The organism is Streptomyces sp. NPDC056128, assembly GCF_042263835.1.
Classification (GTDB): Bacteria; Actinomycetota; Actinomycetes; order Streptomycetales; family Streptomycetaceae; genus Streptomyces.
The window spans coordinates 89533-111988 of record NZ_JBHJVQ010000001.1 but is presented as its reverse complement, the minus strand read 5'-3'; the positions used below and the strand labels follow the sequence as shown (position 1 = coordinate 111988).

Below are 22456 nucleotides of genomic sequence, written 5' to 3'. Positions count from 1 at the left end.
CGGAAGCCTCCGGCGTGGTGATCTCCCCGTCATCCACCCACGGTCGAAACCCGGCTTCCCACCAAGGGTGGAGACCACACCGGCCTCAGCGCCGGTGCACCGGCCCCGTACCGCCGTCCTCGCGGCGGACCCTGCTGGCCAGGGAGCGGGCGGCCGGTTCCGTTCCCGGGCCGTGGTCGGTCAGGTGCCAGAGGGTGTCGCCGCGGCGGACGACCAGGTCGGTGCGCCGGGGATCGTGCCGGACCGGCGTGGCCGCCAGTGCGGTGACGGGGCCGGTGCCGGGGAGCGTGAGGCTCCACCGGCGGTCCGTGGCGGGGCGGACGGCGATGAGGTCCGCGCCGCCGTCCGACAGGAACACCAGCGGGCCGTCGGCGCCGTGCACCGCGGCGGCGTGCTCGGCGCCCGGCAGGGTGGACGCGACGCCGTCGGCGCCCGTCCAGTGGCTGCTCGTGCGGGAGACGGTCAGGACGGCGGGGCGGGTGGCGTCCGGGGCGGCCACCAGCACCACCGCGTGCGGGGGCCGCCCGTCCGGACCGGTGAGCGCGGGTGGCGCGACCGGGGCCCAGACCAGGTCCGGGTAGCCCGCCGGGTCGGCCCGGTACAGGCGGCCCGGCGCGGTGCCGGGGTCCGGGGACAGTACGGTCCACAGCGCGCCGTCGGCGGTCTCGGCGAGCGCGAGCGCCGGGAAGGGGCGGGCCGGGGGCGGCTCCTCGGCCGTGAACGCGGCCTCCGGGCTCCAGCGCAGGCGGTGCGCGGAGTCGCCGGAGCGGGCCAGGACCTCCAGGTGATCGGGCCCGTTGCGGCTCTGCAGGACGCGTATGTCGTCGTAGCGGCGGCCGGCGGCGAAGTGCAGGCCGCCGCTCCACTCGCCGGGGGGCGGCGCACCCTCGGGCGTCCCGGTGCCTTCGGGGTCGGTGTTGTGCCACAGCACCCACAGGCCGTCGTCCTCGTCGCAGAGCACGAGCTCCAGGTTGCCGCGTTCGCCGTAGCGGCCCTGGGCGAGGCCGATGCCGCCGTGCGACGGGGGCGGGGGTGCGCTGGTGAGGGAGGGGGAAGGGGCAGCTGCCATGGGGCGTCCTCGTCGCGGCCGGCCGTAAGGATCTGGTGGCGCGTGCGCCTGGCCGGCTGACCGCCCGCACCACGTCGGCACCGTCGCACACCCCCGGAACGCGCGTCAATGAGCATAGACAAGCAAAAATGCGCAGAGTGGCTTGCATCAGGAGGGTGTACGGCCAAGACTGAGCACTCATGGACGCCAACGGCAACGGCAACGGCAACGGCAACGGCAACGGCAACACCGAAGCGCCCCGGGCCACCCCGCACCTGCTGGTCGCGGGAGCGACGGGCGCGCTGCTCCCCGCGGCCCGCACGGCGACTGCGCGGGGCGCCACCGTCACCGCGCTGGCCAGGAACGCCACCGCCCTGCGGGACCTGGAGCGCGGCACCGGCGGCGCGGCACGGCCGCTGGCCCGCGACTACGAGGCGCCCGGACTGCGCGAGGCGCTGTCGCGGGCCGCGCGGGACAGTCCGTTCACCGGCGCCCTGCTCTACTGCCCCCTCGCCACCCCGGCCACCGTGCGCACCCTGACCGAGGCCGTGCCGCCGGGACACCCCGTGGTCCTGCTGCTGACCAGCGCGCACGCGGCACCGGAGGGCGAGGACGCCGACGCCGGCCCGTGGAGCCCGGCACTCCTTCCCGCCGACGCGCGACCGACCCCCGGCTGCCGGCTGCTCGTGCTGGGCTGGCGGACCCGGCCGGAGGGCTCGCGGTGGCACACGGCCGAGGAGATCTCCGAGGCCGCGCTCGGCGTCCTGGACGCCGCGCAGCCCCGTGACGGGGTCCTCGGACGGGTACGCCCCTGGTCGACGCGTCCGTCCGCGTAAGGTTTCCTGCACGACAACGCCGTACACGCCACGGCCTGGGAACGAGGGACGAGGGAACCACATGCTGGGCGCCGAACGCCGCAACAGGCTGCTGGAGATGGTGGGCGAGGCCGGCGTGGCGCAGGTGGGCCTGCTCGCCGAGCGGCTGGGTGTCAGCCCGTCCACCATCCGGCGCGACCTCTCCCACCTCCAGGACCAGGGACTGCTCAACCGCACCCACGGCGGCGCCGTCGCCCAGCAGTCGAGCGTGGAGCCCGACCGTCCCGCCCGTACCGACGTGGCCTCGTGGGAGAAGCGGCAACTGGCCGAGGCGGCCGTCCGCTACCTCCAGCCCGGCGCCACCGTGCTGATCACCGGCGGCACCACGACGGCGGCGCTCGCCCCGCTGCTCGGCGGGATACCGGAGTTGACGGTGGTGACCAACTCGCTCCACCTCGCGGGCGAACTCGCGCACCACGAGACGGTCACGACGGTCGTGCTCGGCGGCTACCTGAGGCACCGCGAGATGTCCCTGCTGGGGCACCTGACCCGGCAGGCGCTGGAGGAACTGCACATCGACGAGGCGTACGTCGGCGCGTACGGCATCAACGCGGCCGGGATCAGCGGCGCGCACGTGGACGAGGCCGAGACGGACCGCTGGCTGCTGTCGAAGGTGCAGCGGGTGACCGTCCTGGTGGACGGTTCCAAGTTCGGGCGCTCCGGGCCGGTGCGGGTGGCGTCGTCCGCCCGCCTGCACCGGGTGATCACCGACGGCTCGGCGCCCGAGGCGGAGGTGGCCGCGCTGGCCGCCGCCGGCGTGGACGTGGTCCGGGTCTGACCCGCAGGGCCGACCGGCCCCGGGCGACCCCGGCCCACCGCCGCGTCAGCCGCGTCAGCCGCCTCAGCCGCGTGCGGCCCCGGCGACCGGCACGAGCCGTCCGGCGCTCCACTCCGTCCAGACCCCGTCGAGCGGCACGCCCCACTCCCCCGCCATGGTCCGGCCCAGCGCCCGCAGCGCGGCGTCCGTGGCCGCCGCCGGGCGTTCCGAGCCGTGCACGACGGCGAGCGGCCAGGCGGCGACGGACGCCTCCCCGGTGACCGTGACGGCCGCCGGGGCCAGTACGGCCACCACCGCGGAGTCCGGCAGACCCAGCTCCGCGGCGACAGCCCGGCACAGGGCGGTCAGCCGTGCCGCGTCCCGATCGGGGCCCGCGCTGGGGGCGGTGACCTGGATGACCGGCATGCCCTACCTCGTCTCATCGCTCATCACTCGGGGGATGCGCCGACGCTAAGCGGTCCCCCGCACAGCGTCAAGGGAAAATGAGCAAAAGAAAGCATGACTTGCTTGTTATTGACTGCTCTTGGCGAGAGGGATAGAAAGCAGTCATCGCCGGCTGCAGATCAGGCCGGAACCCGCCCTTGACACCTGGAGGATTGCGGCATGTCTGTCACCAGGCGCGCGCTGCTCGGCGCAGCCGTGGCCGGAGCCGGAGCGGTCGGATTCGCGCGTCGCTCGGGCTTCACGCCCTCCAACACCGGCAGCACGGGACCGGACACGCTGACCTTCGCGCTCTGGGGAACCGAGGCGGAGACCGCGTCCTTCCGGTCACTGGCCCGGACCTACGAGCAGCGCAACCGGGGCATCCGGGTGCACATCAAGGTCGAGCCGTACCAGCAGATGTACACCAACATGGACGCCCTGCTCGCGGGCGGCCGCGCCCCCGACCTGTTCCGCTGCGACTACGCCAACCTCGGCATGTACAGCGCGAGCGACCAACTCCTGGACCTGTCCCCGTACTTCAGCGAGGCGGAGCGCAAGTCGTTCCTGCCCGCGCTGTGGGAGGCGGTCTGCCACGACGGCCGCCCGTACGCGGTCCCGCACCACACCGACACCACCGCCGTCCTCTACCGCAAGGACATGTTCGAGCGCGCGGGCATCACCGAGGTGCCCCGGCGACTCGAAGACGCCTGGACCTGGGACGAGTTCGGCGAGATATGCGCAAGACTGAGCAAGAAGCTCGATCACGTCTATCCCTTCACCTACGGGTGGCAGCAGGCGGGCGCGTTCCGCTGGCTCACCTGGCTGTGGGAGGCCGGCGGTCATCTGCTCACCCGCGATCTGAGCGCTCCGGCCCTCGAATCGGCCGCCGGGCTGCGGGCCATGCGCTTCACCCAGGACTTCTTCCGCCAGGGCTGGGTCCCGCCCAACAGCTCGGTCAAGACGGCGTCCTACCCGGACTCCCTCTTCAACGCCGGTACCACGGCGATGGCCTTCGCCGGTGACTTCCTGCTGCCGCAGATCGTCGCGGGCGGCCTGGACCCGGACCTGTACGGCGTCACGTACCAGCCGCGCGACCGGATCGCCGCCACCGACCTCGGCGGCAACGCCGTGGTGGCCACCCACACCACCGAGAACCCCGAACTGGCCGCCGACTTCCTCAAGTTCCTGGTGAGCGAGGAGATGATGCGGCGCTACTGCGAGGAGACCGTGGTCCTGCCCACCCGGCCGGCCCTGCTCCAGAGCCGCCTGGACTACGCGGAACGGCCCGATCTGATGCCCGTCTTCGCCGACCAGGCCACGACCCTCACCCCGGCCATGACCGGCGAGGTCGCCGTGCCCTTCTTCGGACGGATCAACGCCGCGCTCCAGGACGAGCTGGAGGCCGCCTTCGTCAGCGGCCAGTCGGCCGAGGCGACCCTCCAGAAGATCGCCGACGCCACCCGCGCGGCCATCGCCGCCCAGTGAACTCCTCCTCTTCTTCCTCCCGCCACGGAGCTGCCATGGCCACCGTCACCTCACCCGCCCGCACGTCACCGGCCGCGAAACCCGCCCCGCCCCCGGGCCGGCGCCGGACCAGGTCCGCCGCCCGGATGCGCGAGACCCTCGCCGCCTGGACGATGCTCGCCCCCAACCTGACCCTGGTCACCGTCTTCCTCCTGGTGCCGCTGGTCATGGCCCTGGTGCTGAGCTTCCAGTACAGCACCGGGCTGACCTCGCCGAGCTGGGCCGGTCTTGCCAACTACCGGCAGCTCGTGGAGGACCCCGTCTTCTGGCGGACCGTGGCGAACACCGCCGTGTTCTGCGTGGCGACGGTGCCCGTCGAGATGGCGATGGGCCTCGGTCTGGCGCTGCTCTTCAACTCGGTGATGCCGGCCCGGCCGCTGTGGCGCACCCTCGTCTATCTGCCGATGGTCATCTCCGGTGTCGCCACGGCACTGATCGGCACCCTGATGTTCGACGAGAACATCGGCCTGCTGAACAAGCTGATCGGCACGGTCGGGATCGACGCGCTGCCGTGGCAGACCGACGGCACCGCGGCCATGGGGTCGGTCGTCCTGATCACGCTGTGGATGCGGGTCGGCTTCAACATGGTCATCTACCTGGCCGGACTCCAGGGCATCTCGCCCGAACTGTACGAGGCGGCGCGGGTGGAGGGCGCGGGCTGGTGGCAGCAGGTACGCAACATCACCGTGCCCATGCTCGGGCCGTCCACGTTCTTCCTGCTGATCATGAACGTCATCTACTCGTTCCAGGTCTTCGACACCGTCTTCGTGATGACGCTCGGCGGACCGGGCCACGCCACCGACGTCATGATCACGTACGCGTACCGCAACGGCTTCGAAGGGCGTCAGCAGGGCTACGCGGCGGCGATCGGCATCGTGCTCTACCTGCTGGTCATGGCCTTCACCGCCCTCCAGTGGCGCTTCAGCCGCAACCGGGACACGGTCGGCTGACCCTCCCCCGGCTCCCCGTTCCTCCGTCCCGTCCCGAAGGACCCCCGATGTCCACGATCTCGACGCAACTCCCCGGTCCGGACACCCGCCCGGGCGCCCGGCAGCGGCGCGCGAAGCGCCTGAAGTACCTGCGGGTCGCGGCGGCGGCGCTCGCGGGGCTGGCCATGGCGCTCCCGCTGTACTGGATGCTGCTGACCGCCTTCTCGCCGCTGTCCGACCTGCACACCACCAGCCTCCACTGGTGGCCGAGCGACCTCACCCTGGAGAACTTCCGGACCGTCTTCGCCTTCCCGGTGTGGACCTGGGCGATGAACTCCACGGTGATCACGTGCTGCGTGGTCGCGGTCACCGTCACGGTCAACCTGCTGGCCGGCTACGTCTTCGCCAAGATGCGCTTCCGGGGCCGCAGCCTGGTCTTCCTGCTGCTGCTGAGCACCATGACGGTGCCCGTGCAGGTCCTGATGGTGCCGCAGTTCAAACTCGTCAGCGGCATGGGCCTGTTCGGCAGCTTCTGGGCCGTGATCCTGCCCGCCTCCTCCACCGCCTTCGGCATCTTCCTCGCCCGCCAGTTCATGCTGGGCATCCCCGACGAGATCCTCGAGGCCGCCCGCATGGACGGCGCCGGCCAGATACGCACCTTCGTGACCGTGGTGCTGCCCCTGTGCAAGCCGCTGGTCGCCGTGCTGTCGCTGCTGACGTTCCTGTACCAGTGGAACGACTTCGCCTGGCCGCTGACCGTCCTCAAGGACTCGCGGCTCTACACGCTCTCCGTCGGTATGCAGTTCGTGAACGGCGAGTACACCGCCAACTACGGCGCGATCATGGCGCTCGCGCTGCTGTCCGTCCTGCCCATGGTCGTCATCTTCCTGTGCTTCCAGAAGTACTTCGTCCAGGGTTTCGCACGATCGGGAATCAAGTAATGACCTCTGCCGGCACCCCTGCCCACGCCCCCGTCCACTACCTCAGCACCCTGTCCTTCTCCGACGCCTGGCTCGACCGCCTGCGGGAGCGCGTGCCGGGGCTGGAGATCACCCAGATCACGGCGGAGAAGGCCGCCGACGTCCCCGACGAGGTGTGGCGGCGCACCCGGGTCCTGCACACCGGCGGGGTCTTCCCCGGCCCCGGCCAGGCACCGGCCCTGGAGTGGATCCAGCTGGACACCTCGGGCGCGGACCACCTCAAGGGCACGCCCGCCTGGGAGCTGCCGGTGCCCATCACCTCCATCGGCGGCATCTCGCCGGTGCCGATGGCCGAGTACGTGATGATGATGGTCCTCGGTCTCGCGCACCGCCTGCCGCGCGCGGTGGCCGTCCAGCGGTCCGGCGTCTGGCCGTCCCTGAGCGAGCGGTGGAACACCCTGATGCCGCGCTCCCTGCGGGGCGCCACCCTCGGCGTCATCGGGTACGGGCGGATCGGGCAGGAGATCGGCCGGCTCGCCCGCGCGCACCACATGGAGGTCCTCGGCCTCAAGCGCGGCAAGGCGGCCCGTTCCGGTGCCTTCTTCGGCGCCGCCGCCCGGGACGAGGCGGACGCCGAGATCTACACCCCCGACCGGCTGCACGACTTCCTCGCCCGCTGCGACTACCTGGTGGTCACCTGCCCGCTGACGGACGAGACCGCCAACATGGTCGACGCCGACGCCCTGGCCGCGCTCAAGGAGGGCGCGATGGTCGTCAACGTGGCGCGCGGCGGCATCGTCGACGAGGAGGCACTGCTGCGGGCGCTGCGTTCGGGGCACGTGGCCGGTGCCGCGCTCGACGTCTTCGACGAGGAGCCGCTGGGCGCCGACAGCCCCTGGTGGACCGAGCCGGGCGTCCTGCTGACCCCGCACGTGGCGGGCTTCGCGCCGGACTACGAGGAGCAGGTGCTGCGGCTGGTCGGCGAGAACATCGAGCGGCACCTGGCCGGTTCGGACCTGCTCAACCTGGTGGACCGCGGCCGTGGCTACTGACTTCCTCCTCGCCCCCCAGCGCCATCACGCCGTCCTGGACCGGCTGCGCAGCCGGGGCGCGGTGAACGTCGTGGAGCTGTCCCGGCTGCTGCGCATCAGCCCCTCCACCGTCCGGCGGGACCTGCGGGACCTGGAACTGCAGGGACTGCTGCGCCGGGTGCACGGCGGGGCCACCGTCCTCGCGGACTCCGTGGAGCCCGACCAGCCGGTCCGCGCGGCCGAACAGCCCGAGCAGAAGCGGCGTATCGCGGACACCGCGCTGTCGCTGATCCAGGACCGCAGCACCATCCTGATCAGCGGCGGGACCACCACCGAGGCGCTGGCAGAACGGCTCACCGAGCGCCGGGGGCTGACCGTCGTCACCAACGCCCTGCCGATCGCCCAGATCCTCTCCGCCAGCTCCTCGACCGACGTGATCGTCCTCGGCGGCGTCCTGCGCCACCGCGAGCAGTCCCTCCTCGGTCACCTGGCGGAGCTGGCGCTGAGCGAGCTGCAGATCGACCAGGTGTTCAGCAGCGCGTACGGCCTGCACGCCGAGGCGGGTCTGACCGGTGCCCATGTGGACGAGGCGCAGACGGACCGGGCGCTGCTGGGTGCCGGGCACGACATCGTGGTCCTCGCCGACGAGTCGAAGCTCGGCCGCCGGGGGCCGGTCCGGCTGGCCCCGCTGGCGCGGGTCGGCACGCTGGTCACCGACGCCCCGCCCGGTCACCCCGTGCCCGCAGCCCTCGCGGCCGGCGGCGGACGCGTCCTGCACGCCTGACCGCTGTCCGCCGACCGCAGCCCGCCCCCATGCAAGAGACCGAAGAGAAGCCATAAGCCATGCCTCTGACAGCCACCTCCCACGTCGTCGACCTGGCGATCCGTTCCGACACGGCGGCCCTGGCCTTCAACGTGATCACGCTGGAGCACGCCCAGGCGATCGCCGCCGCCTGCGAGCGCACCGGCCTGCCCGCCATCCTCGCCGTCAGCCACAACGCGGTCCGCTACCACGGTGACGACCCGGCCGTGATCGTCGCCGCCTGCGCCGCGGTGGCCCGGCGCTGCCGGGTCCCCCTGTCCCTGCACCTCGACCACATCGAGGACCCCGAACTGGCCTTCGCCGCCCCGGACCTCGGATGCACGTCGGTGATGTTCGACGCCTCCAAGCTCCCGCACGACGAGAACGTACGGGTCACCGCCGAGGTGACCGAGCGACTGCACGCCCAGGGCGTGTGGGTGGAGGCGGAGCTGGGCGAGATCGGCGGCAAGGACGGCGTGCACGCCGCCACCGCCCGTACCGATCCGGCCGAGGCCGCCGCCTTCGTGGCCGCCACCGGCGTGGACGCGCTGGCCGTCGCGGTCGGCAGTTCGCACGCCATGACCACCCGCACCGCCCGCCTCGACCAGGACCTGATCGCCCGGCTGCGGGACGCGGTGGACGTCCCCTTGGTGCTGCACGGGTCGTCGGGCGTGCCCGAGGCCGAACTCCGCGAGGCCGTGCGCAACGGCATGCGGAAGATCAACTTCGGTACGCATCTCAACACCGCGTTCACCGCCGCCGTCCGGGAGGCGCTCGCCGCCACCGACCGCGTCGACCCCCGCCGCTACCTGGCCGCCGGCCGCGAGGCCGCGTCCGAAGCGGCCGCCGCGCAACTACGTCTCCTGGCCCCCGCGTCCCCGGCCCCCGCCGGGCCCGTCGAGAAAGGCTCACCCATGCCCTCCGCCCCCACCGGTCCCGAGCCGGTCGCCGACCCGCGCCAGGTGCTCACCGACGCCGGCGAACGCGCCCTCGAACGCGAGGGCATCCCCATGTTCCTGGCCCTGCAGAGCGTCGAGGCGCGGCCGGCGGCCGAGGAGGCGGTGCGCGCCGAGGGCGCCGGGCTCGCCTCCCTGCTCGGCCACTACCGCTCCGCGCTCTCGCCGGAGTGCGCGGACGACGCGGAACCCGCGCTGATCGACGTCCTCCAGGTCATGGCCGTCTCCCACTTCACCCCGCAGGCACCGGCCGCCGCACAGAACACCGAGGAGCAGCGATGACCCAGCACGCCGACATCCCGGGCGCGAGCTTCACCGCGCACGAGCGCGCCTTCCAGGAGGGCCGGTTCCTGCGGGTGGTGAACTACCACAACACGCCGGAGGCCGACACGGAGAAGGTCAGGGCCGAACTCCACTCCCTCGCCGAGCGGTTCGACCCGGTGACGCTGGAGGACCTGGACGCGTTCCGCACCACGGGCGAGTGGCACAAGTCCCGCCCCGGCATCATCCCGGTCTTCTACGAGGGGTATCGCAACAACGCCGAGGTGGCCGCGCCGCTCGCCGAGGAGGCGGGCCTGACCGGCTGGTTCTTCATCTGCACCGCCTTCCTCGACGTACCGGTGGCCGAGCAGTTCGACTACGCGAACGCCCACAACATCGACCTCGTCCCCGAGGACCGCAAGGGCGACCGGCTCGCCATGACCTGGGACCAGGTGGCGGACCTGAGCACGCGCCACGTCGTCACCCCGCACACCGCGAGCCACGCCAGTGCCGCCTCCCTGGAGACCGACGAGGCGATCCGGTACGAGGTCCTGGAGCCCAAGCGGCGGATGGACGAGGTCACCGGCCAGGACGCGGCCTGCACCGCCTTCCTGTGGGGCACGCCGTTCGGCACGAACCCCAGGGTGGACGCGGCCGTCCGGGAGGCCGGCTACCGCTACCAGTTCAGCAACACGATGGTGCAGTACCTCGGCTGACCCGTCGGGCGGTACGGCGAAAGGGCCGGGGCACCTGGGGTGCGCCCGGCCCTTCGCCGTACGGGGGTCAGTCCCGTGGGTCTTGGAGGCGCTGCACCATCGTGTTGCTGAAGAGATACCGGTACCCGGCGTCCACGAGGGCGCGGTCGGCGGTGCCCCGCCCGGTCCAGTGGGTGCCGGCCAGCCAGGCGGTGCAGGCGGCGTCGCCGCCGGTGGCCGCGTCGACCAGCCGCTTGGGCTCGACCACCTCGCGGTGCACGTCCTCCACGGTCACCACGCGCTCGGCCAGTTCGTGGGAGGCGGTGTGCGGGGTGACCACGTGGCCCCTGCGGTGCAGGTCCGCCACCTCGTCCCAGGTCATGGCGATGCGTTCGCCGCGCGGGTTCTCGTCGACCAGCTTGATGCGGTGGTCCAGGGCGAAGTCGTACTGCCGGTCGGCGGGGGTGTCCATGAAGGCGGTGCAGACGAAGAACCAGCCGGTGACGCCGGCCTCCTCGCACGCGGCGGCGGCCACGTCGTAGTTGTCGCGGTACCCCTCGTAGACCGCGACGAGGAGGGCGGGCCGGTCCTGGTGCCACTCGCCCGTGCGCATGAAGCGGTCCAGGTCGTCGGGGGTGACGAGGGCGTAGTCCCGGGCCAGCGCGGTCAGTTCGGCGACCAGTTCGTCCCGCATGCCCGGCGGGGTGTTGTGGTAGTTCATCACCCGCAGGAAGCGGCCCGCGCGCAGGTCGGAGAGGGTGGCGTCGTAGCCGATCGCGGCGGGGCCGGGGAGCGCGGCCGACGTGCCCGCCGAGGAGGTGTGCGGGCCGCGCTCGCCGCCGAGGAGGCGGTCGTACGCGACGGCCTGGAGGGTCTCGATGAGCGCGGTCTCGTCGTCGGCGCCGCCGGGGTGCAGCTCCCGGTGGAAGGTCTCGAAGAGGTCGGCCAGGCGGACGTCCGCGCTGCTCGTCACCGGCGTGGCCGCCTGCCGGGCGCCGCGCAGGGAGACCACCATCGGGACCCCCTTGCGCCGCGCGACGAGCTGCCGGGAGGCCTCCAGGGCGTCGTGGGCCCGCGTGGCGCCGGGGCTGGGATCGGGCATGGGCGTTCTCCTGTGCGTGCGGTGCGTCGGTCACTCCACTCTGGTACGCACCGCACACACAGGCAATAACGCGCAGAAGTTGCGCGCTATTGCTCGCTTCAGACCTCGCTTCACACCTCGACGGGCGCGTCCTCCGGCAGGCTGTCCATGAAGGAGCTGACGGAGAAGACCGCGTTGCCGGCGCCGGGCGGGCCGTAGCCGGGAGGCGAGGAGAGACCGAACTCCTCCATCGTCTGCCGGTAGGCCTGGAGCAGCCGGATGTGGTACTCCAGCGGGGCGCCGTCGGGGTTGGTCTTGCCCAGCGGGGTGGTGGGCTCGGGGCACCAGGTGGTGAAGCGGGGCGTGATGCCCTGCGACATGAAGAAGCGCAGGCCCTCGGTGGTGGACGCGATGGCCTCGTCGACCGTCTTGAAGCCGAAGGGCTCGGCCATCTCCACGCCCGCCACGAAGTTCGGGATCACGTTGCGCGCGCCGAAGACGTCGGCCGAGTCGAGGATGCGCTTGTGCCACTCGTCGCGGCCGACGTAGCGCTCCTTGCCCGGGCAGTACATCTTGAACAGGTACTCGTCCCACACCTCGTAGTTGGGGTGGTAGATCTGGACGCCGTAGTCCTTGAAGCGCTGGACGTCGTCCTTGGGCAGCGCCTGGGCGACGACCTTGCCGATCCAGCGGCCGGGGAAGTGCTCCTCGATGGCCTTGGCGTAGCGCCCGTAGAAGTCCGCCTCGTCCAGGCCCTGGACCTTCGACGTGATCGCGCCGCCGGTGAGCGTGTAGGCGGTGGACGTCTTGGCCGTGTCGTACGTGTTGATGATGTCGAGCGCTTCGAGGACCTCGTCGACGTCCTTCACGCCCGTGTAGGGGCGGCCCGCCGCCTTGTGCTGGCGCCAGTTGTGGTTGATGTCGCAGTACTGGCACTCCTCCTTGGCTCCGAAGTACTGGCAGACCCGGAACGCGGTCAGGTAGATCAGGTAGCCCCACTGGATGGTCGGGGCCACCTCCATGACCGACTTCCCGTTGGCGAGCTTGTGGCGGTAGTACTCCGGCATCGGCGGCACGCCGACGTCCGAGATGCGCTTGCCGTCGAGGTAGAGGCCGAGCTGGCCGTGCTCGTCGGAGGCGACCCGGTACGGCGAGGACGGGTTCACGCGCACCGAGACGACGGTGCGGCGCAGGTCGTAGGGGCCGCCGGTGAGGATGATCTCCTCGGGCGGGCGGCGCAGCGCGGCCTCGCCCAGCTCCGGCAGGGTGCCGTGGTCGAAGGAGAAGATGAAGTACGACTTCGGCTTGACCTCGCCGGACTCGTTGTCGCTCAGCGCGGAGGGGTCGAAGGCCACCCCGCCGCGGAGCAGGTCCTCCTTGAAGACGGCTTCCCGCGGTACGTGCGGAAAGCGCTCCATAAGATCCTCGACCAGCGCGGTACGGCTGCCCATCCGTGTCTCCTCCCGGCTCAGGCGTTCGACTTCTCACGGTATGCCCCCGGGCGTGCGGCTTCCCGCCCGGGGCCCCTTCCAGGCGCGCCGGGTAGGTTTCCGCGGTATGAGCGACGTCACGGTGACCAACTGGGCCGGCAACATCACCTACACGGCCAGGGAGCTGCTGCGGCCGCGCTCGGCGGCCGCGCTGCGGGCCCTGGTGGCGGAGAGTGCGCGGCTGCGGGTGCTGGGCAGCGGGCACTCCTTCAACGAGATCGCCGAGCCCGGCGAGGGGGGCGTCCTGCTGTCGCTGGCCGACCTGCCGTCCGAGATGGACGTCGACACGGAGGCCCGCACGGTGCGGGTGGGCGGCGGGGTCCGGTACGCGGAGCTGGCCCGGCGGCTGCACGCGCGGGGCCTGGCGCTGGCGAACATGGCGTCGCTGCCGCACATCTCGGTGGCCGGTTCGGTGGCGACCGGCACGCACGGCTCCGGGGTGGGCAACGGCTCGCTGGCGTCGGAGGTGCGCGAGGTGGAGCTGATCACGGCGGACGGCTCGACGCTGGTCCTCTCACGCGGCGACGACCGGTTCGGCAGCGCGGTGACGTCACTCGGCGCGCTCGGAGTGGTGACGGCCCTCACCCTCGACCTGGAGCCGGCCTACGAGGTCGAGCAGCACGTCTTCACCGAGCTGCCACTGGCCGGCCTCGACACGGCGACGTTCGAGAGACTGATGGCGTCGGCGTACAGCGTGAGCCTCTTCACCGACTGGCGGGCGCCCGGCTTCCGCCAGGTGTGGCTGAAGCGGCGCACCGACCAGCCGCTGCCGGAGTTCCCGTACGCGGCACCGGCCACCGAGAAGACGCACCCGGTACCGGGCATGCCCGCGGTGAACTGCACGGAGCAGTTCGGGGTGCCGGGGCCCTGGCACGAACGCCTGCCCCACTTCCGCGCCGACTTCGTGCCCAGCAGCGGGGCCGAGCTCCAGTCGGAGTACCTGATGCCGCGCGAGCACGCGCTGGACGCCCTGCACGCGATGGACGCGATCCGGGACGTCCTCGCGCCGGTCCTCCAGACCTGCGAGATACGCACGGTGGCCGCCGACGCGCAGTGGCTGAGCCCGTCCTACGGGAGGGACACGGTGGCGGCCCACTTCACCTGGGTCGAGGACACGGCGGCGGTACTGCCGGTGGTGCGCAGCCTGGAGCGGGCACTGGCCCCGTTCGCCGCCCGGCCGCACTGGGGGAAGGTCTTCACGACCCCGGCGGACGAACTGCGCGCGCTCTACCCGCGGCTGGCCGACTTCCGGACGCTGGCGGAGACGCTGGACCCGGCGGGGAAGTTCGGCAACGCGTTCGTGCGCGGGGTGCTGGGTTCAACCGTGAGGTGACAGGACTAGCCGACAAGAGGACCGCCGGGCATGTTGAAAGCACTGCTCCCGCCCAGCGGGGTGCCGATGGGGATGAAGCTGGATGCACCTTCGTCGTTCTCCCGCTCCGGTGCGCCGTCGACGAGTCGTGCCAACAGCTTCCGCAGTCGGACGCCCATGCGACGCAGGGGCGTACGGGATCGCCGGCCCGGCAGATAGATCGCCAACCCCAACACGGCGAGGACGACGCCCATCGTGATGAAGAGGCTTCGTGCGACCGCGAGTTCGATCGGTGTATCCACGCCCGCAGCCGGAATGATCTCCCGCACGCCGAACCTCATGCTTCCGACGGTCCCCGCGACCAGGGTCACGCCCAAGCCGACGAGACTCACGCGCAGTGCGACCATCGCCCGGTGCGCGTGGACGCCCACCGTCCCCGGCGCGGCCCCCAGCACCCGCGCCGCCTCCGCCTGGGTCAGCCCCAGATCCTGTGTCAGCAGCATCACTCTGCGCTGCTGACGCGGCAGGGTGCTCACGGCCTCGGCGACGACGTGCCGCAGCTCGGCCTCGGCGACTGGATGGACCGTCGGCTCGTCCTCCAACCGCACGTCCGCGTCGAGCGACGCGTATCCGCGACCGCTGTAGAAGTGCTCGACCGCCCGCTTCGCCTCGCGCTCGATGACCCTGTACGTGTACGCGCGCATGTGCTCGATGGGTCCGGTACCTGCCAGCACGGACTTGAGTGCGTTCTGCACGATGTCTTCCGGCTCCGCCGACGAGGCCGGGACCCCGTGAGCACGCAACCGCTTGCGGGCGAGGCCGACCATCTGCCCGTACCGCTCCCCGACCAGTGTGCCCAGCTCCATTGCGCGCCGCGCCCTGCCCCCTTCCTGATCAGCCACGCACTCCTGGTCAGCCATGCCGCCCCCGCTTCCCCTTGCCTGCCCGCTCGCTCCTGGCACGGATCATCTCGGCCCTGCCCGCCGCGCGGTTGCGGAACGCGATGCTCTTCAGCACGCCGCTCAGCGGCGCCGCGAAGAGCAGCACCAGGAACACCACGACCCCGACACCCGTCAACTCCACCGGACCTCCTCCAGTCTGCGGCCTGTCAGCGCCTCACGGTGAAGCAGCGGCCGTACACCCTCTGAGAGGCGTGCCGCCGCCGGATTCTTTACGCAGCCCCCGATGTTTCTATGCCCGCCCCGCCCCCCGGATCGGCGTGAGCAGGGCGACCGTCGCGATGAGGACGCAGAGGACCGCGGCGCCGATGGGGGCCACCGAGTACTGGAGGGTCCAGAAGGCGGAGGTGACGCGGCCGAGCAGGTGCTCCGGGGTCACCTCCTGGCGCAGGGACATCGAGCAGGTGCCCGCCATGCCGACGCAGGCGAGGAAGGCGGCGCTCAGCAGGGCGACCGCGGGCACGTGACCGCTGGCCTAGCATGAGGCCCGGGATCTCCAGGAGTCCCGGAGAGTCCGGAGAGTCAGGAAGGTGGCGCATGCCCCGAGTGGGCCTCACGACCGGCCGTGTGGTCGCGGCCGCCGCCGACCTCGCCGACGCGAGCGGCTTCGAGAGCGTCACCGTCTCCGCGCTCGCCCGGCACTTCGGGGTGAAGGACGCGAGCCTGTACACGCACGTCAGGAACCTCCAGGACCTGCGCGTGCGGGTCGCGTTGCTGGCCGGCGGCGAGCTGATCGACGAGATCGCGGCGGCGGTCGCGGGCCGGGCCGGGAAGGAGGCGCTGGCCGCCTTCGCGGGCGCCTACCGCGCCTACGCCCTGCGGCACCCCGGCCGTTACGCCGCGACGCAGATCCGCATGGACCAGTCCCTCGTCGCCGACTCCCCCGCCCTGCGCCGCACCGCCGAGATCACCCACGGCATGCTCCGCGCCTACGGCCTCACCGAACCCGACCTCACCGACGCCGTACGCCTGCTGCGCGCCACCTTCCACGGGTTCTGCGCCCTGGAGGCCACCGGCGGCTTCGGCGCCCCGCGTGCCGTCCAGGCGTCCTGGGACCGGGCCGTGGACGCGCTGCACGTCGCGCTGGAGAACTGGCCCCGCGCGGACTAGCCGCCGCTCAGCGCGGCCACCTCCTCGTACGCCGGTGACGTGCCCCGCGGCGGCCGGCCCGCGGCGATGTCGGCCACCGTCTCCAGGGCGGCGCCCAGCGCCCTGCGGTACAGCAGCGAACCCAGGCTCACTCGGGCCACGCCGAGGTCGGCGAGGTGCGGGAGGGTGGGTCCGGTGGGTGAGTGGAGGACGTTGAGCGGGACGTCGAAGTGCGCGGCGAGGGCCGCGATCCGGGCGGGGTCGGTGAGGCCGGGGACGAAGACGCCGTCGGCACCGGCCTCGCGGTAGGCCTCCAGGCGCCGCACGGTCTCCCCGGGGTCGCCGTCGCCCGACCAGTACGTGTCCGTACGGGCGTTGACGAACAGGTCCGGGGCCGCCGACCGGACCGCGGCGATCTTCGCGGCGTGCCGGTCGGCGGGGCCCAGCGCGTCCTCCAGGTTGATGCCGACCGCGCCGACCGCCGCCAGTTGCCGCGCGAACTCCCCCACGTCATCGGGGTCGTCGGCGAAGCCGCTCTCGGCGTCCACGGTCAGCAGGAACGGCCCGGAGCCCAGGGTGAGGGCCAGCCGCAGCGTCTCGTCGCGGGTCGCCGCCGCGCCGTCGGGCAGCCCGCTCGCCGCCGCGACACCGAGGCTGGTGGTGCCCACGGCCCGGAAGCCCCGCGCGGCGAGCGCGTGCGCGGACGCGTGGTCCCAGGCGCACGGCAGCAGCAGGGGCTCACCCGGCCGGTGCAGGGCGGCGAAGGCGGTCACGACAGGTCACCCACGGCGTCGGCGTAGTACACGGACTCCCCCAGGTGCCGGGCGAGTTCGCGGAAGCTCCAGCCCTCGCCGGGCGAGTCGTCGAGCTGCCGCGGCGTGAGCGCGTCCAGGCGGTCGGCCCAGATCCGGGCAAGCCGGGTGAGGCGGCTGCGGGCCTCGTCGAGGTCGTCCGGTGTGAAGGGCGCGCGGTCCGCGTCCGTGGTCGTGGCGGAGGCGTGCCAGTGGTCGGGCTGGGTCGGCCGGCCCGCCAACCGCGCCTCCATCTCGGCGAGATGGTCGACCAGGTGGTCGGCGACCCGCCGTACGGCCTTGTGCGGGGTGTAGACGCGCCCGTCGACGTGGACGGGTTCCCCGTCCCAGCGGGTCCAGGTGGCGGCCAGGGCGAGGACGTGCTCGACCATGCCGGTGACGGTGTCGGCCGGTCTGGCACGAGCGGAGGCGGGGGCGGGGGCCGAGGTTGCGGTGTGCGTGTCGCTCATGCCCCCGACGCTATGGGCGGGTTGCTTCGGCGGACGCCGAAGTGTTCGTCGGCGATGGGCGGGTATCCGGACGCTCACGTGACGTCACCCCCCGATCCGACCGACCGAGAGGCGACCATGAACAGATCCGAGCGGGGCGAAGGGTCTTACGAGCGGCGTTGGTGGGACAAGCTGTCGGTGATCGGCGTGATCGCGCTGGCGGCGGGCGTCGTGGTCCGTCTGATCACGCGCGGGCTCGACTCGTGGCCGTCCGCGCTGATCGGGGCCGCGCTGATGAGTGCGTGGATCGTGTTCCTGGTACGCCGCCGCAGGCGCGACGACGCCCGGGACACCGGCGCCGACGCCGAGGACGTGCCCGCCATGGAACGGCGGATACTGAAGGGCGGCCGGCCGCCCCAGGACCCGGATCGGCGCCGGGAGATGGCCGCGCTGGTGGACTCCCGTCAGCGGCGGCTGCGGCGCAACCGCTGGTGGGCGTTCCCCATGCTGGCCGTGATCTTCTTCGGTGCGTCCGTCCTGGGGTTCGTCTCCGGTTCCGTGACCGCCGGCAGCCTCGCCCTCGCCCTCGCGGTGGCGTTCATCGGCTGGCTGGCCTGGTACAACCTCCGCTTCGACCGGCGCCTGACAGAGATGCGCCACCGGCTGCGGACCTGATCGGCCGCGTCAGGTGGCCAGCCCGTGGCGGTAGGCGAACACCACCGCCTGGACGCGGTCGCGCAGGTCCAGTTTGGTGAGGATGCGGGAGACGAAGGTCTTGACCGTCTCGGGGCTGATCACCAGGGCCGCGGCGATCTCGCTGTTGGAGAGGCCGTCCGCGATGAGGCGCAGCACCTCCGTCTCGCGAGGCGTGAGGGGGAGGTTCTCGGCGGGGCCGCCGACGGGCCGGATGCGGGCGGCGTACCGGCCGACGAGGCGGCGCGTCACGTCGGGGTCGAGGAGCGCCGCGCCCATCGCCACGGTCCGGATGCCGTGCAGCAGGCGGTCCGGCGGCGCGTCCTTGAGCAGGAATCCGCTCGCGCCCGCGCGCAGCGCCTCGTAGACGTACTCGTCGAGGTTGAACGTGGTCACCACGAGGACCTTGACGGGACGCTCCACCCCCGCGCCCGCCAGCCGCCGGGTGGCTTCGATGCCGTCCATGACCGGCATCCGTACGTCCATGACGACCACGTCCGGCCGTACTTCGGCGGCCAGGTCGACGGCGGCCTGCCCGTCGCCGCACTCGCCCGCCACCTCCAGGTCGGGCTGGGCGTCGACGATCGTCGCGAGGCCGGCGCGGATCATCACCTGGTCGTCGCAGATCAGGACGCGGATCGGGGCGCTCATGACGGACTCCCCGCCGGGATGCGGGCCTGGACGACGAAGCCTCCGCCCTCCGGGCGGTCCGCGCTGAAGTCGCCGCCGAGGACGTCGACCCGTTCCCGCAGTCCGGCCAGGCCGCGCCCGCTGCCGCCGGGGGACGCGGCGCCCGAGCCGGTGCCGTCCGTGCCGACCCGCACGGTGATCTCCCTTTCGCCGTGGTGGACCAGGACCGAGGTCCGGCCGCCGTGGTCGTACTTGAGCGCGTTCGTCAGGGCCTCCTGGACGACGCGGTAGGCCACGAGGTCGGCGCTGCCGGTCGCGGCCGCCGGTGTGCCCTCCTCGGTGAACTCCACCGGCTGACCGGCCCTGCGGGTCTGCTCCACCAGCGTGAGCACCCGGCCGACGGGCGGTGTCCTGGGCTCGGCGTTCCGGTCGGTGCCGTGGTCCGGGTTGAGCAGGTCGAGCAGGTGCCGCAGGTCGGTGATGGCCCGGCGGCCGGTGTCGCTGACCGCGGCCAGCGTCTGGTCGAGCCGGTCGGGCGCGGCGGTCAGGTACCGGGCGGCCTCGGACTGGACGACCATCGCCGTGACGTGGTGGGTGACGACGTCGTGGAGTTCGCGGGCGATGCGGGTGCGCTCGGCGTTGCGGGCGTCCTCGGCGACCCGTCCCCGCCGTTCGGCCTCCGCGGCCCGGGCGGAGCGCATCCAGGTGCCGATGCCCCAGGCGAGGCCCAGCGCCAGGTAGAACGTGACGAACTCGGCGACCGGCTCGCCCGGTCCGCGCCGGTACAGCTCGACCGAGAGGGCGACGAAGGCCACGGAGGCGGCGGCCAGGGTCGCGCGCCGGTACCGCTCCAGATACGAACCGGCGCTCAGCAGTGCGATGGGCAGCGCGGTTCCGGCGAAGAGGTGGTAGCCCCGGATCTGGTCGAGGGCGAAGCCGATCGAGACGAGGGCGAGGCAGAGGTGCGGCCACCGTCGGCGCACGGCGAGCGGGAGGCACTGGAGGACGGCCGCGACACCGGCGAGCAGGTCGGCGGAGCGGGTGGGCAGACCGCCGATCTCGGTGCCGTTGCCCCGCAGCGCCGGTAGCAGGGACGCGACCAGGAGGAGCACTCCGAGCGGCAGGTCCCGGACCGTGACGTCGAGCCGTCGCCACAGCTCGGGTATCGCCGGTATCTCCGGCATCCCTCGGCGAGCGGTCATCGGGGCAGTGTAGCGGTGGAGTTGACACGCGCCGCGCGGCGAGCCCCGGGCGCCACGATGTGGCCGCGCCGGTGGGCCAGCCACAGGAAGACGAGGGTCAGCAGGGCTCCGAAGCCGACCGCGTACACGCTGCCCTCGGGGCCGAACTCGCCGCCCGTGATCAGCTTCGGGCCGTCCGTCGCGGCGTCCAGCAGCCCCTGGTTGGAGCCGTTGCCGGAGACCTCGGTGCTGAAGATGCCGGCCGCGGCGAAGTTCCAGCCGAAGTGCACGCCGATGGTCAGCCAGAGGCTGCGGGTGGCGGCGTAGGCGGCGGCGAGCATGAACCCGGCCTCGATGGAGATCGCGAGGGCGCCCCAGACGGTCGCGTGCTCGTTGAGCAGGTGCGAGAGGCCGAACACGACGCCGGTCAGGACCAGCGCGACGTACGTGCCGACGTGCTCCTCGGTGATCCGGAACAGGACGCCGCGGTACACCACTTCCTCCATGGCGGCGGCGGCCGCCATGAAGCCGACCAGGCCCAGGGCGCCCTCCACCGAGCCCAGGCCGTCGACCTCGTAGTACCCGGAGGAGAAGAGGTTCACGATGACGGCGCCGAACATCCCGGCACCGATCAGCGTCCCCCAGCCGGCCTTGACCGCCGCGCCCTCCCGGGCCACGTCCAGGGCCTGCCGTCGCTCGGTCCGCCGGACCACCCACGCGTACCCGAGGACCGCCAGCGCGGCCGCCGTGAGGCCGACGACGAGCGTCAGCCAGTCGTTCTCCTTCACGGCGTTGACGGCGTTTCCGCCTATCGCGTACATGGCCAGGGCGGCCAGGAACTGCCAGACGAACCTCACGGGGACTCCTTCGTGGGAGGCCCGCGACCGGGGCGTCCCGGGCCGATCAGGACGCTACGGATCCGGCGGCGGGAGATCGTCACCTCACGGTGGACACCTGGCCGTAGCTCGCACGGGGGACAAGCTCCCGGGCCCGCCGCCGGACCGGGCATAGCCTCGTGCCATGACCAGCGATTTCGCCGCCGCCCTCGCCTCCGGCCGCCCGCTCGTGCTCGACGGCGGGATGTCCAACCAGCTGGAGGCCGCCGGGCACGATCTGAGCGACGAGCTGTGGTCGGCGCGGCTGCTCGCCGAGGCGCCCGGCGCGATCACCGAGGCGCACCTCGCGTACTTCGAGGCGGGCGCCGATGTGGCGATCACGTCCAGCTACCAGGCCACCTTCGAGGCTTTCGCGCGGCGCGGCCTCGGCCACGAGCAGTCGGCCGAACTCCTCTCACTCAGCGTTGACTTGGCCCGCGAGGCCGCGCGCAGGGCGCGCACGGACCGCCCGCTGTGGGTGGCGGCCTCCGTCGGCCCGTACGGCGCGATGCTCGCGGACGGCTCGGAGTACCGCGGCCGGTACGGGCTCACCCTGGACGCTCTGGAGCGCTTCCACCGTCCCCGGCTGGAGGTACTGGCCGCCGCCCGGCCCGACGTCCTCGCACTGGAGACGGTCCCCGACGCCGACGAGGCGGTGGCGCTGCTGCGGGCGGTGCGCGGGCTGGGCGTACCCGCCTGGCTGTCGTACACGGTCGCGGGCGGCCGCACCCGCGCCGGGCAGCCGCTGGAGGAGGCGTTCGCCCTGGCCGCCGACGCGGACGAGGTGATCGCGGTCGGCGTCAACTGCTGCGCCCCCGAGGACGTGCCGGGTGCGGTCGAGACCGCCGCCCGGGTCACCGGCAAACCGGTCGTGGCCTACCCCAACAGCGGGGAGACCTGGGACGCCGTGGCCCGGTCCTGGCGGGGGCGTTCCTCCTTCACGCCCGAGCGGGTACGGGCCTGGCGGGCGTCCGGTGCCCGGCTGATCGGCGGCTGCTGCCGGGTGGGCCCGGACACGATCAGGTCGATCGCGTCGGCGGCGGCACGGGAGTGAGGAGACGCGCCTGGGTCACTCCGCCGACCCAGGGCTCTTCCGCTGGTTGGCATGGAATCGCGCCTTCTTCTGACGATTTCCGCACGTGTTCATGTCGCACCATTTGCGGGTGCGGCTCTGGCTGGTGTCGAAGAAGGCGGCTCGGCAGGTGGGTGACGCGCACAGGGCCAGTTTTCCGTCCCGTTCGCCCGCGATGACGCTGATCGCGTCGGCGGCGATCACGCTGAGGGCGTCTTCCACGCGGGAGGCCGGGCTGAGCCGCCATCGCCGCTCACCCTCGGGCGTCAGGACCGCCGCGGCCCGGCCCTGAGCGCTGCGGTCATTGATGACCTGGACAGCGGACGCGGGGAGCGCGTCCTGGACCGCGGCCGCCGTCGCGGCGGCGTGGATCGACTCCCTCAATTCCCGGGCGAGGTCGAGTTGGGCGGCGGTGCAGGAGTCCACGGCGAGGTCGTACACCGCCAGCCAGTCGACGAGCCGTTGCGGCGTGGGAATGCGCTCCACGGCGTCGCCATGACGCTCCGACAGGGTCCCCGTGAAGCTGGTGGCCAGCACCTTACCGAGGCGGAAGTCAGGAAACGCGGCACGCATGGAACCACCTTAGCCGGTT

Annotated in this window: 24 protein-coding genes and 2 pseudogenes; 13 read left to right on the top strand and 13 right to left on the bottom strand. The window is 72.5% G+C overall.

The window, feature by feature from the left end; all coding sequences use genetic code 11:
* Window positions 1-85: 85 nt before the first annotated feature.
* Window positions 86-1069 (bottom strand): hypothetical protein, encoded by a 984-nt coding sequence (locus tag ACFC1X_RS00570; protein WP_376347449.1) that lies wholly within the window; start codon window positions 1067-1069, stop codon window positions 86-88.
* A 179-nt stretch (window positions 1070-1248) separates the two neighbouring features.
* Here ACFC1X_RS00570 and ACFC1X_RS00565 point away from each other — a divergent pair, with 179 nt between their 5' ends.
* Window positions 1249-1884 (top strand): hypothetical protein, encoded by a 636-nt coding sequence (locus tag ACFC1X_RS00565; RefSeq protein WP_376347447.1) that lies wholly within the window; start codon window positions 1249-1251, stop codon window positions 1882-1884.
* A 61-nt stretch (window positions 1885-1945) separates the two neighbouring features.
* A complete protein-coding gene (locus ACFC1X_RS00560; protein WP_376347446.1) occupies window positions 1946-2701 on the top strand; it encodes a DeoR/GlpR family DNA-binding transcription regulator in 756 nt (251 codons plus the stop codon).
* 63 nt (window positions 2702-2764) lie between these two features.
* On the opposite strand, the gene ACFC1X_RS00555 is transcribed toward ACFC1X_RS00560, so the two are convergent.
* On the bottom strand, window positions 2765-3106 hold the full coding sequence (locus tag ACFC1X_RS00555; RefSeq protein ID WP_376347444.1) for a hypothetical protein: 342 nt from the start codon (window positions 3104-3106) through the stop codon (window positions 2765-2767).
* Window positions 3107-3304: 198 nt separating this feature from the next.
* On the opposite strand from ACFC1X_RS00555, the gene ACFC1X_RS00550 reads away from it, so the two are divergent.
* The 7 genes and pseudogenes from ACFC1X_RS00550 (at window position 3305) to ACFC1X_RS00520 (ending at window position 10263) form a co-directional block, all read left to right on the top strand.
* A complete protein-coding gene (locus ACFC1X_RS00550) occupies window positions 3305-4609 on the top strand; it encodes an ABC transporter substrate-binding protein (RefSeq protein ID WP_376347443.1) in 1305 nt (434 codons plus the stop codon).
* A gap of 35 nt (window positions 4610-4644) precedes the next feature.
* Window positions 4645-5598 carry a carbohydrate ABC transporter permease gene (locus tag ACFC1X_RS00545; RefSeq protein ID WP_376347441.1) on the top strand — a complete coding sequence of 318 codons (954 nt, stop codon included), beginning with the start codon at window positions 4645-4647 and terminating at the stop codon, window positions 5596-5598.
* Window positions 5599-5645: 47 nt separating this feature from the next.
* On the top strand, window positions 5646-6518 hold the full coding sequence (locus tag ACFC1X_RS00540; protein ID WP_122618215.1) for a carbohydrate ABC transporter permease: 873 nt from the start codon (window positions 5646-5648) through the stop codon (window positions 6516-6518).
* Complete coding sequence (locus ACFC1X_RS00535) at window positions 6518-7549, top strand: D-2-hydroxyacid dehydrogenase (RefSeq protein WP_376347439.1); 1032 nt, start codon at window positions 6518-6520, stop codon at window positions 7547-7549. Before ACFC1X_RS00540 ends, ACFC1X_RS00535 begins: the two co-directional genes overlap by 1 nt.
* Complete coding sequence (locus tag ACFC1X_RS00530) at window positions 7539-8312, top strand: DeoR/GlpR family DNA-binding transcription regulator (protein ID WP_376347437.1); 774 nt, start codon at window positions 7539-7541, stop codon at window positions 8310-8312. The genes ACFC1X_RS00535 and ACFC1X_RS00530 overlap by 11 nt, the downstream gene beginning before the upstream one ends.
* Before the next feature lie 59 nt (window positions 8313-8371).
* Window positions 8372-9196: pseudogene (locus ACFC1X_RS00525) on the top strand (class II fructose-bisphosphate aldolase); the annotation flags it as partial.
* A 368-nt stretch (window positions 9197-9564) separates the two neighbouring features.
* Window positions 9565-10263, top strand: a complete 699-nt coding sequence (locus ACFC1X_RS00520) for a polysaccharide deacetylase family protein (protein ID WP_376347435.1) — start codon at window positions 9565-9567, stop codon at window positions 10261-10263.
* A 67-nt stretch (window positions 10264-10330) separates the two neighbouring features.
* Here the strand turns inward: ACFC1X_RS00520 and ACFC1X_RS00515 are convergent, their stop codons facing one another.
* Both ACFC1X_RS00515 and ACFC1X_RS00510 read right to left on the bottom strand, forming a co-directional pair.
* A complete protein-coding gene (locus tag ACFC1X_RS00515) occupies window positions 10331-11344 on the bottom strand; it encodes a polysaccharide deacetylase family protein (protein ID WP_376347434.1) in 1014 nt (337 codons plus the stop codon).
* A 110-nt stretch (window positions 11345-11454) separates the two neighbouring features.
* Window positions 11455-12774 carry a radical SAM protein gene (locus tag ACFC1X_RS00510; RefSeq protein WP_122618221.1) on the bottom strand — a complete coding sequence of 440 codons (1320 nt, stop codon included), beginning with the start codon at window positions 12772-12774 and terminating at the stop codon, window positions 11455-11457.
* A 106-nt stretch (window positions 12775-12880) separates the two neighbouring features.
* Between ACFC1X_RS00510 and ACFC1X_RS00505 the strand changes: the two genes are divergently transcribed.
* Window positions 12881-14146 carry an FAD-binding protein gene (locus ACFC1X_RS00505; RefSeq protein WP_376347432.1) on the top strand — a complete coding sequence of 422 codons (1266 nt, stop codon included), beginning with the start codon at window positions 12881-12883 and terminating at the stop codon, window positions 14144-14146.
* A 5-nt stretch (window positions 14147-14151) separates the two neighbouring features.
* Here ACFC1X_RS00505 and ACFC1X_RS00500 read toward each other — a convergent pair whose 3' ends face one another.
* From ACFC1X_RS00500 to ACFC1X_RS00490, 3 genes and pseudogenes are all read right to left on the bottom strand, one after another.
* Window positions 14152-15045 (bottom strand): sigma-70 family RNA polymerase sigma factor, encoded by an 894-nt coding sequence (locus tag ACFC1X_RS00500; protein ID WP_376347431.1) that lies wholly within the window; start codon window positions 15043-15045, stop codon window positions 14152-14154.
* On the bottom strand, window positions 15038-15208 hold the full coding sequence (locus ACFC1X_RS00495; protein ID WP_376347429.1) for a hypothetical protein: 171 nt from the start codon (window positions 15206-15208) through the stop codon (window positions 15038-15040). The genes ACFC1X_RS00500 and ACFC1X_RS00495 overlap by 8 nt, the downstream gene beginning before the upstream one ends.
* 108 nt (window positions 15209-15316) lie before the next feature.
* Window positions 15317-15547: pseudogene (locus ACFC1X_RS00490) on the bottom strand (MFS transporter); the annotation flags it as partial.
* 74 nt (window positions 15548-15621) lie between these two features.
* Between ACFC1X_RS00490 and ACFC1X_RS00485 the strand changes: the two are divergent.
* A complete protein-coding gene (locus ACFC1X_RS00485) occupies window positions 15622-16194 on the top strand; it encodes a TetR-like C-terminal domain-containing protein (RefSeq protein ID WP_376347428.1) in 573 nt (190 codons plus the stop codon).
* Here ACFC1X_RS00485 and ACFC1X_RS00480 read toward each other — a convergent pair.
* Both ACFC1X_RS00480 and ACFC1X_RS00475 read right to left on the bottom strand, forming a co-directional pair.
* Window positions 16191-16946: an isocitrate lyase/phosphoenolpyruvate mutase family protein gene (locus tag ACFC1X_RS00480; protein ID WP_376347427.1), complete on the bottom strand. Its 756-nt coding sequence runs from the start codon at window positions 16944-16946 to the stop codon at window positions 16191-16193. The two genes, ACFC1X_RS00485 and ACFC1X_RS00480, sit on opposite strands and share 4 nt — an antisense overlap.
* The gene (locus tag ACFC1X_RS00475; protein ID WP_376347425.1) at window positions 16943-17434 is read right to left on the bottom strand and encodes a hypothetical protein; all 492 of its coding nucleotides are present in this window, start codon (window positions 17432-17434) and stop codon (window positions 16943-16945) included. The genes ACFC1X_RS00480 and ACFC1X_RS00475 overlap by 4 nt, the downstream gene beginning before the upstream one ends.
* A 117-nt stretch (window positions 17435-17551) precedes the next feature.
* On the opposite strand from ACFC1X_RS00475, the gene ACFC1X_RS00470 reads away from it, so the two are divergent.
* Entirely contained in the window at window positions 17552-18088 is a 537-nt protein-coding gene (locus ACFC1X_RS00470) for a hypothetical protein (protein WP_376347423.1), read from the top strand.
* A 9-nt stretch (window positions 18089-18097) separates the two neighbouring features.
* Here the strand turns inward: ACFC1X_RS00470 and ACFC1X_RS00465 are convergent, their stop codons facing one another.
* From ACFC1X_RS00465 to ACFC1X_RS00455, 3 genes are read right to left on the bottom strand one after another with little or no spacing between them, the layout of a single operon-like run.
* Window positions 18098-18757 carry a response regulator gene (locus ACFC1X_RS00465; protein WP_376347421.1) on the bottom strand — a complete coding sequence of 220 codons (660 nt, stop codon included), beginning with the start codon at window positions 18755-18757 and terminating at the stop codon, window positions 18098-18100.
* Complete coding sequence (locus tag ACFC1X_RS00460; RefSeq protein WP_376348499.1) at window positions 18754-19920, bottom strand: sensor histidine kinase; 1167 nt, start codon at window positions 19918-19920, stop codon at window positions 18754-18756. The genes ACFC1X_RS00465 and ACFC1X_RS00460 overlap by 4 nt, the downstream gene beginning before the upstream one ends.
* Window positions 19921-19934: 14 nt before the next feature.
* Entirely contained in the window at window positions 19935-20774 is an 840-nt protein-coding gene (locus ACFC1X_RS00455; RefSeq protein ID WP_376347420.1) for a lysostaphin resistance A-like protein, read from the bottom strand.
* Between the two features lie 163 nt (window positions 20775-20937).
* Here ACFC1X_RS00455 and mmuM point away from each other — a divergent pair, with 163 nt between their 5' ends.
* Window positions 20938-21846, top strand: a complete 909-nt coding sequence (gene mmuM, locus ACFC1X_RS00450) for a homocysteine S-methyltransferase (RefSeq protein ID WP_376347418.1) — start codon at window positions 20938-20940, stop codon at window positions 21844-21846.
* A 15-nt stretch (window positions 21847-21861) separates the two neighbouring features.
* Here mmuM and ACFC1X_RS00445 read toward each other — a convergent pair whose 3' ends face one another.
* Window positions 21862-22437 (bottom strand): CGNR zinc finger domain-containing protein, encoded by a 576-nt coding sequence (locus ACFC1X_RS00445; protein ID WP_376347416.1) that lies wholly within the window; start codon window positions 22435-22437, stop codon window positions 21862-21864.
* Between the last annotated feature and the right edge of the window lie 19 nt (window positions 22438-22456).